The sequence below is a fragment of the Pseudomonas serbiensis genome, from assembly GCF_030580745.1.
Taxonomy (GTDB): Bacteria; Pseudomonadota; Gammaproteobacteria; order Pseudomonadales; family Pseudomonadaceae; genus Aquipseudomonas; species Aquipseudomonas serbiensis.
Genome location: NZ_JAUQOO010000020.1, coordinates 124,750 through 132,402, shown reverse-complemented (window position 1 = coordinate 132,402; position 7,653 = coordinate 124,750). Strand labels below are relative to the sequence as shown.

6 protein-coding genes are annotated in these 7,653 nt (G+C 62.3%); all 6 read right to left on the bottom strand.

The window, feature by feature from the left end; all coding sequences use genetic code 11:
- Window positions 1–241: 241 nt before the first annotated feature.
- The 6 genes from Q6A51_RS22480 to Q6A51_RS22455 all read right to left on the bottom strand — a co-directional run bounded on the left by Q6A51_RS22480 (window position 242) and on the right by Q6A51_RS22455 (window position 7,653).
- Window positions 242–1,699, bottom strand: a complete 1,458-nt coding sequence (locus Q6A51_RS22480) for an NAD-dependent succinate-semialdehyde dehydrogenase (RefSeq protein WP_201018950.1) — start codon at window positions 1,697–1,699, stop codon at window positions 242–244.
- Window positions 1,700–1,813: 114 nt separating this feature from the next.
- Complete coding sequence (argE, locus tag Q6A51_RS22475; protein WP_025262404.1) at window positions 1,814–2,971, bottom strand: acetylornithine deacetylase; 1,158 nt, start codon at window positions 2,969–2,971, stop codon at window positions 1,814–1,816.
- On the bottom strand, window positions 2,968–4,122 hold the full coding sequence (locus tag Q6A51_RS22470) for an NAD(P)/FAD-dependent oxidoreductase (protein ID WP_025262405.1): 1,155 nt from the start codon (window positions 4,120–4,122) through the stop codon (window positions 2,968–2,970). Before Q6A51_RS22470 ends, argE begins: the two co-directional genes overlap by 4 nt.
- Window positions 4,119–5,525 (bottom strand): FAD/NAD(P)-dependent oxidoreductase, encoded by a 1,407-nt coding sequence (locus Q6A51_RS22465; RefSeq protein ID WP_304575772.1) that lies wholly within the window; start codon window positions 5,523–5,525, stop codon window positions 4,119–4,121. Before Q6A51_RS22465 ends, Q6A51_RS22470 begins: the two co-directional genes overlap by 4 nt.
- Window positions 5,507–5,815: a (2Fe-2S)-binding protein gene (locus tag Q6A51_RS22460; RefSeq protein WP_304575771.1), complete on the bottom strand. Its 309-nt coding sequence runs from the start codon at window positions 5,813–5,815 to the stop codon at window positions 5,507–5,509. The genes Q6A51_RS22465 and Q6A51_RS22460 overlap by 19 nt, the downstream gene beginning before the upstream one ends.
- The gene (locus tag Q6A51_RS22455; protein WP_304575770.1) at window positions 5,812–7,653 is read right to left on the bottom strand and encodes an ABC transporter ATP-binding protein; all 1,842 of its coding nucleotides are present in this window, start codon (window positions 7,651–7,653) and stop codon (window positions 5,812–5,814) included. The genes Q6A51_RS22460 and Q6A51_RS22455 overlap by 4 nt, the downstream gene beginning before the upstream one ends.

The following is a 7,653-nucleotide window of genomic DNA, read 5'->3' as shown; positions in this document are numbered from 1 at the left end:
GGCTTCAGCCGCGAAGCCATCTTTCGGGCGCTGAAATGTGTGCTGACTTCACCGGCCTCGTCGCGAGCAAGCTCCCTCCCACGATGGGTGCAGCTCAAAAAATGTGACGATTCCGAAAGACCAATCCGTATCTTCTGCATGAAACTTCCCTGACAATCCAACCCGCTTGTGCCTGCCAGATCCGGGAACGGCCAATGCGCTGGTGGAGCGACAGCCATCCCTTCACTGATCGGTATCAGGCCTACAACCCGCCCACATGAAACGCCTTCACTTCCAGATATTCGTCCAGCCCGTAGCTGGAGCCTTCGCGGCCCAGGCCTGACTGTTTGATCCCGCCGAAAGGCGCGACCTCCATGGAAATGATCCCGGTATTGAGCCCGACCATGCCGAACTCCAGCGCCTCACCGAAACGCCATGAGCGGCGCAGGTCCTGGGTGAAGTAATAAGCACCCAGCCCATACGGCGTGGCGTTGGCCAGGGCCAGCGCCTCGGCTTCGTCGGTAAAGCGCATCAGCGGGGCAACCGGGCCGAAGGTTTCTTCGTTCGCCAGCAGCATTCCGGCATGGGTATCGCCCAGCACGGTCGGTTGCACGAACTGGTTATCCCCATCAGGAAGACCGCCGTACAGCAGCTTCGCGCCCTGGCTCAGGGCATCGTCGATATGTCGGGCAACCTTGTTCACTGCCGCTGTGTTGATCAGCGGACCAATGGTGACGCCCTCTTCCAGCCCGTTGCCGACCTTGAGCTTGGCGACTTCTTCCACCAGCCGTTGGGCAAAGCGGTCATAGATGCCGTTCTGCACCAGAATGCGGTTGGCGCAGACGCAAGTCTGCCCGGCATTACGGAATTTGCTGAGCATGATGCCCGCCACAGCCTGCTCCAGATCGGCATCGTCGAACACGATAAACGGCGCATTACCGCCCAGTTCCAGGCTCAGGCGCTTGATGTGCTCGGCGCTCTGGCGCATCAGCAGACGACCCACAGGCGTCGAGCCGGTAAAGGAAATCTTGCGCACTGCCGGGTTGCCGGTCAGTTCTTCGCCAATGCCGGTGGGCAAACCGGTAATGACGTTGAACACGCCTGCGGGAATCCCCACGCGCTCGGCCAACACCGCCAGCGCTAAAGCAGACAACGGCGTCAGGTCCGACGGTTTGACGATAATCGGACAACCCGCTGCCAATGCCGGGGCGCATTTGCGGGTGATCATTGCGTTGGGGAAGTTCCAGGGCGTGATCGCAGCGCAGACGCCCACGGGTTGCTTGAGGGTCATCAAGCGACGGTCGGCACTGGGCGTGGGGATGGTTTCGCCATAAGAGCGGCGCGCCTCTTCAGCGAACCATTTGACGAAACTGGCGCCATAGCGGATTTCACCACGGGACTCGTTGAGCGGCTTGCCCTGCTCAAGGGTCATGATCAGCGCCAGGTCCTCAAGGTTGTCGAGCATGGCCTGACACCAGCGCTCCAGCAACACGGCACGCTCGGCGGCAGGACGTGCCCGCCAGGCTGGCCAGGCACGCTCGGCAGCTTCGATGGCGCGCCGTGTCTCGGCACCGTTCAGGGCCGGCACCAGCGCCAGACTTTCGCCCGTCGCCGGGTCTGTCACAGTCAAGGTTGCGCCGTCATCGGCGGCAATCCACTGCCCATCGACGTAAGCGCGTTCTACCAGCAGGCTGGGGTCTTTCAACTGATTCTTGAGCATGATCGAGTCCTGTTCCGGGATGACTGCCAGTCTAAGCAGCCGCCACAGTCCAGGATGCTGAAAGCGGCGAACCAGCAGCGTCGGATGCTGAAATTCGCCGCCCCACGGCAGCCTCTACTGCCGCAACGAACCCAGCAGGCTCTGCAGGAAACGCTCGCCTGCGGTCATCTGGCTGACCTCGATAAACTCGTCGGGCTTGTGGGCCTGCTCGATGGAGCCCGGCCCGCAGACCACCACCGGCACATTGAGACGCCCGGCGAACAGACCGCCTTCGGTGCCATAGGAAACCTTGATGTGCTGCGTCCCAGGCTCGGCGAAGGCATGCAGCAGGCGCACGGCCTCGACGCTGGGGTGTGTTTCCAGCGCGGGGTACTCGTTCATGATTTCAATTTCGATGTCCGCCACGCCGGACAGTTGCCGGGCCTCGCGCACCAGCACTTCGGCGCGCTCACGCAATTGCGCCAGCAGCAGATCGGGATCATCCCCCGGCAGATTGCGGTACTCGAACTCCAGGGTGCAGAGGTTCGGCACGATATTCAGCGCCTTGCCACCGTCGATACGACCGATATGCACGGTGCTGTAAGGAATGTCGTAGCCTTCGTCCCGCGCGCCCTGCTGCTCGACCAGTGCCTGGCTCTTGCGCAGCTCGGCAATGAAATCGCTGGCCAGATGAATCGCGTTGACCGCACGAGGCGCCAGGGAGGAATGCGCTTCCTGGCCACGGCAGTAGGTGCGGTAGGAGCTTTTGCCCTTATGGCCGATGGCGAACTGCATCAGGGTCGGCTCACCGACCACGCACAGAAAGGGTCGTAACGGTGCCAGATGCAGCACGTCCAGCAAACGCCGCACGCCGACGCAGCCAATCTCTTCATCGTGGGACAACGCCAGTTGCAGCGGCCGACTGAGGGTCATGTCCGCCGCATCGAGCATGGCGTCGATGGCCAGGGCAATGAAGCCCTTCATGTCGCAGGTGCCACGGCCATAAATGCGCCCGTCGCGTAGCGTCGCTTCAAACGGCGGAACGGTCCAGGCCTGACCGGCAGCGGGCACCACGTCGGTATGACCGGACAGCAAAACACCCGGTTGTTGCCGTGGACCGGTGCTGGCAAACAGGTTGGCCTTCTTGCCGGTTTCGTCCTTGACGATCAGCGACTCGATGCCCTTGGTCGCCAGCAGGTCGCGAACGTATTCGATCAGCGCCATGTTCGACTCTGACGACACCGTATCGAAGGCAATCAGGCGCTTGAGAATTTCCAGTGCACGGGGCGTCATGAGGCTTTACTCGCTTGCTCGTTGGCCATGGCGAAACGACGGATGTCGAAAGGGCTGATGGACGTGGTGGTGCTACCGGTGCTGATCAGCTCGGCCATCACATCCCCAACGCCCGGGCCAAGCTGGAAGCCGTGCCCGCAGAAGCCGAAGGCATAAAACAGGCCGTCCACCGCGCCGCTACGCCCCATGACCGGCAACGAATCCGGCGTATAGCCTTCGATGCCGCTCCACACCCGGATGATGTTCAGGTTACCCACACCGGGCAGCAACCGGCGCATCTGCTGCACCTGATTGATGATGCTGCGCGGCTCGACATAGGCGCGCCGGTTGATCATGTCCGGTTTGCTGCGAAAGCCACCGCCAATGATGATGTTGCCCCGCGGGATCTGCCGGAAATAGATCACTTCGTGGGCAATCTTGGTATAGACGCCGATCACTGTCGGCAGCGCGTAAGGCACAGGTTCGGTCACCGCCATTTGCGGCCCGTGGGTATCCAGCGGAACCGGCTCGCCGAACTGCTCGGACAGTTTCTGGCCCCAGGCGCCTGCAGTGATCAGCAGGTTATCGGCAGTGAAGATCCGGCCATCGGTGGTGGTGACTTCAAATTCGCCACCGACCTTTTGCACGTGGGCGACCTCGGTGCGCTCCTCGATCCGCGCGCCGGCCCGAATAGCGGCACGGGCAAAGGCCGGTGCGGCCAGACGCGGGTTGGCATGCCCATCGTGAGGCGCGTAGGAGCCGCCTTTCACGTCAGGCCCCAGAAACGGGAAACGCTCATGCAGCGCCTTGCCGCTGTAGACCTGCAGATCCAGTTGCCGGGCTTCGGGCGCGGCGGCATAGGCTTCCAGTTCCGGGATTTCATCTTCGCGGTAGCAGACCCGCATGTGCCCTGAAGGAATGAACTCCAGATCGTCGTCAATCAGTTCCGGCAAGCGCTTCCACAAACCCCACGAGCGGTTAGCCAGCTCCAGTTGACCGAGAAAACGGCCCTGACGACGGACGTTGCCAAAGTTAACGCCGCTGGCGTACTGGCCGATCATGTCGCGCTCCAGCAAGGTCACCGACTGGCCACGCTGGCGCAGGAAGAAGGCCGAAGACGACCCCATGATCCCGCCACCAATGATCAGCACATCGACTTTCGGCTGCTTCATGACACCACCTCATCTGTGAGCATGGACAAGGGTTTGACCGGCGCCTGCCCGCGCTGCCGCCCGACCTGTTCGACTGGCACGCCCGCAGCGGCGGCAATCACTTCAGCGCCCGCCTGTGAGCAATAACGTCCCTGACAGCGCCCCATGCCGACCCGGCTGAAAGCCTTGGCTCGGTTGACCTCGCAGGCGCCTTTCTGACGCACGACGCCCCGCAGTTCGCCCGCGCTGATCATTTCGCAGCGGCAGACAATCGCATCATCGGGCAATGCCTGAGCCTGGGTCGCTGGCCACGGAAAGGCCTCGGCCAGACCGACACGAAAGCGATCCATGACTTCAAGGTCCTTGCGCACCTCGGCCTGAAGCGCCTGGTCCACGGGAAGGTCCAGGTCCTGCAACAGAGCCAGCGCCGCAAGGCGTCCAGCCTGCTCGGCAGCGTCGGCACCGCGAATCTTCGCGCCATCGCCTGCGGCGTAGACGCCTTTGACCGAGGTCCGGCCTTCTTCATCGACGGCCAGCAGCCATTGCCCGGAAGCCTCATCGAAGCGCAACTGGCAACCCGCCAGATCGGCCAGTTGGGTTTCAGGCCGCAAGTGGTAACCCAGCGCCAACGCATCGCACTCGACGCTCAAGGACGTGCCATTCGCCAACCGCACTTGCACACCGCTGACGCCCTCTTGAGCGTCGCCCAGTATCTGTTCCGGCTGCACGCCCATGTGTACCGGCACCTTGGCGCTATAAAGCTGGGCCAGCAGTTTCATGCCGTTGAACAGCAAACCCGGACGCGCCATCAGTTTGGGCAGTGCGCCGATGCGCTTGCTGAAAGGAGAAGTGTCGAGCACCGCCGCCACCTCGGCACCGGCCTTCACGTACTGGCTGGCGACCAGATACAGCAATGGGCCGCTGCCCATGAACACCACTCGGCTGCCAATGGATACCGACTGCGCCTTGAGGGCAATCTGCGCGCCGCCCAAGCTGTAAGTCCCCGCCAGTTGCCAGCCCTTGATCGGCATCAGGCGGTCGGTGGCACCGGTACACAAGATCAGTGCATCGAAATCCTGAACGGTATGCAGCCCCTGGCTGACGCAGCACAACTGGCCTGGCGTCAGGTTCCAGCCCAGCGTGTCGGGGCGATAGTCGATCTGTGAACGCAAGCGGTCGAAGCTTTCATGCAGCGCACGGGCCTTCGGCGCTTCGGTGCCATACAGCGCCGAATAGTCGCGCTTGAAACCTTCGGGCTGACGCCGATAGATCTGCCCGCCATCACGGCGGTTTTCATCGATCAGAATCGGCTTGAGGCCCGCCGCCAGCAGCGTCTCGGCGCAGCGGGTTCCGGCAGGCCCGGCACCGATGATGACGACCTTGGCAGCCTTGGGATCTGCAACGCCTAACCGTGAAGTGGCCATGTCGCCTCCGGTTGTGTAGTGACGATGTCCAGCCCGTCGCGGACTTCATTGGAGCAGGCGCGCAGGCGTTCGCCGCTGCGGGTCCAGACCCAGCAATCCTGGCAGGCGCCCATCAGGCAGAAACCGGCACGACGCCCCGGATCGAATTCGGACTGGCGTAATGCCGCACCCTGGGTCAGCAAGGCGACCATCAGGGTGTCGCCCTGCAAGGCTTCGACGGGCAAGCCATCGACTTTCAGGCTGACAGTGGGCCGATCACGCTCGCCCAACCTTACGAAACGCCCTTTCATGCATAGGCTCCCACGGTCACGTTATTCAGGTTCTCTTGTGCGCCCTGCAATTCAGCGCTGTCACGATGACAAAGGATTTCGCTGCCACCACCAATCTGGCGGCGAGCGGGTGCAGTCTTGTTGCACAGCCCCTCGACACGGACCGGGCAACGATTGAGGAAAGTGCAAAGCTCCGGATTATTGGTCGGGGCACTGATCGACGGCAGCTTGCCACAGGTGGAAGAACACTCTTCCAGCCAGCCTTGGCGCAGTTCCGGTACCGAACTCACCAGCAAGTCCGTGTAAGGATGGAAAGGTGCCTTGCTGAAGGACTCGCAACTGCCCTCCTCGACCTTGTGGCCGCTGTACATCACCACGATGTCATCGCACAGGGCGCGGACGGTGGAGATGTCATGGCTGATGAACAGATAGGAAACCCCAAGCTCACGCCGCAAGTCGCCCAACAGTTCAAGAATGGCTGCGCCGACCACGGTATCCAGCGCCGAGGTCACTTCATCGCAGAGAATCAGGTCCGGCTTGGCCGCAAGCGCGCGGGCCAGGTTGATTCGTTGCTTCTGCCCACCCGACAGTTCGTTGGGGCGGCGTTCGGCAAGCTCACGAGGCAAGCGCACCAGATCCATCAATTCGTCGATGCGCTGGCGCAAAGCCTGCCCCTTGAGGCCGAAGTACATCTTCAGCGGGCGGGCCAGAATCGTGCTCACGCTATGCATCGGATTAAGTGCGGTATCGGCGTTCTGGAACACCATCTGAATGCGCCGAAACTGGTCTTCCGTGCGTCCGGCCAGGGTGCCGGACAATTCGGCGCCATCGAACACCAGGCTACCGCGAGCCGGGTCCAGCAAACCGGCGACCACACGCGCCAGGGTCGACTTGCCCGAACCGGACTCACCGATCACGCCGATGGCCTGGCCACGACGCACGGTCAGGTCAATGTCCTCAAGCACGCGGATCATCGGCATGCCTTGCAGGTTCTTCTTGCCATAGCCTGCGGTCATGCCCGTGATGGTCAACAAGACACTGTCCTTGGCCACCTCACTGGCCGGGCTCAAGGTAGCGTCTGGCCGGGCGGCGGCCAACAGGCTGCGGGTATAGGCTTCTTCCGGGCCTTTGAGCAACGCCGTGGTGCTGCTTTTCTCGATGATCTGTCCGCCGTTGAGCACCACGATCTGATCCGCCATCTGCGCCACGACCGCCAGATCATGGGAGACATAGACCGCCGTCGCGCCACGCTCGCGCACCACCCGCTTGAAAGCCCGTAGCACGTCGATCTGGGTGGTGACGTCCAGCGCCGTGGTCGGCTCGTCGAGGATCACCAGCAAAGGGTCGCTGATCAGCGCCATGGCCGCCATGACCCGCTGCAACTGACCGCCCGACACCTGATGCGGATAGCGTTCACCGATCTGCTCCGGGTCAGGCAGTGCCAGATCCCGGAACAGCTCGATAGCCTTGGCTTCCAGCGCCGCCTGGGTGCCGAGGCCATGAATCAACGCGCCCTCGATCACCTGATCGATCAGTTTCCTGGCCGGGTTGAAAGCGGCGGCAGCACTTTGCGCAATGTAGGAAACACGGTTGCCACGTAAACCCTGCAACTGTTTTTCCGGGAGGCTGAGCATGTCGTGCTCGCCGACCTGCACCACGCCGCTGGCCAGACGACAACCACGTCGCGCATAACCCAGCAGCGCCAGAGCGATGGTGGTCTTGCCGGAACCGGACTCACCGATCAGCGCCAGCACTTCGCCTTTTTCCAACGCGAAACTCACGCCTTTGACGATCTCGATTTCACCCTGCTCGCCACTGGCAACGACCCGCAGGTCTTGGACACTTATCAATTCACTCAT

Bases quoted from the DNA above. Each gene is read 5' to 3' on its own strand.
- Q6A51_RS22480 (WP_201018950.1), bottom strand. From the start codon at position 1,699: ATGCTCAAGAATCAGTTGAAAGACCCCAGCCTGCTGGTAGAACGCGCT.
- argE (WP_025262404.1), bottom strand. From the start codon at position 2,971: ATGACGCCCCGTGCACTGGAAATTCTCAAGCGCCTGATTGCCTTCGAT.
- Q6A51_RS22470 (WP_025262405.1), bottom strand. From the start codon at position 4,122: ATGAAGCAGCCGAAAGTCGATGTGCTGATCATTGGTGGCGGGATCATG.
- Q6A51_RS22465 (WP_304575772.1), bottom strand. From the start codon at position 5,525: ATGGCCACTTCACGGTTAGGCGTTGCAGATCCCAAGGCTGCCAAGGTC.
- Q6A51_RS22460 (WP_304575771.1), bottom strand. From the start codon at position 5,815: ATGAAAGGGCGTTTCGTAAGGTTGGGCGAGCGTGATCGGCCCACTGTC.
- Q6A51_RS22455 (WP_304575770.1), bottom strand. From the start codon at position 7,653: ATGAGTGAATTGATAAGTGTCCAAGACCTGCGGGTCGTTGCCAGTGGC.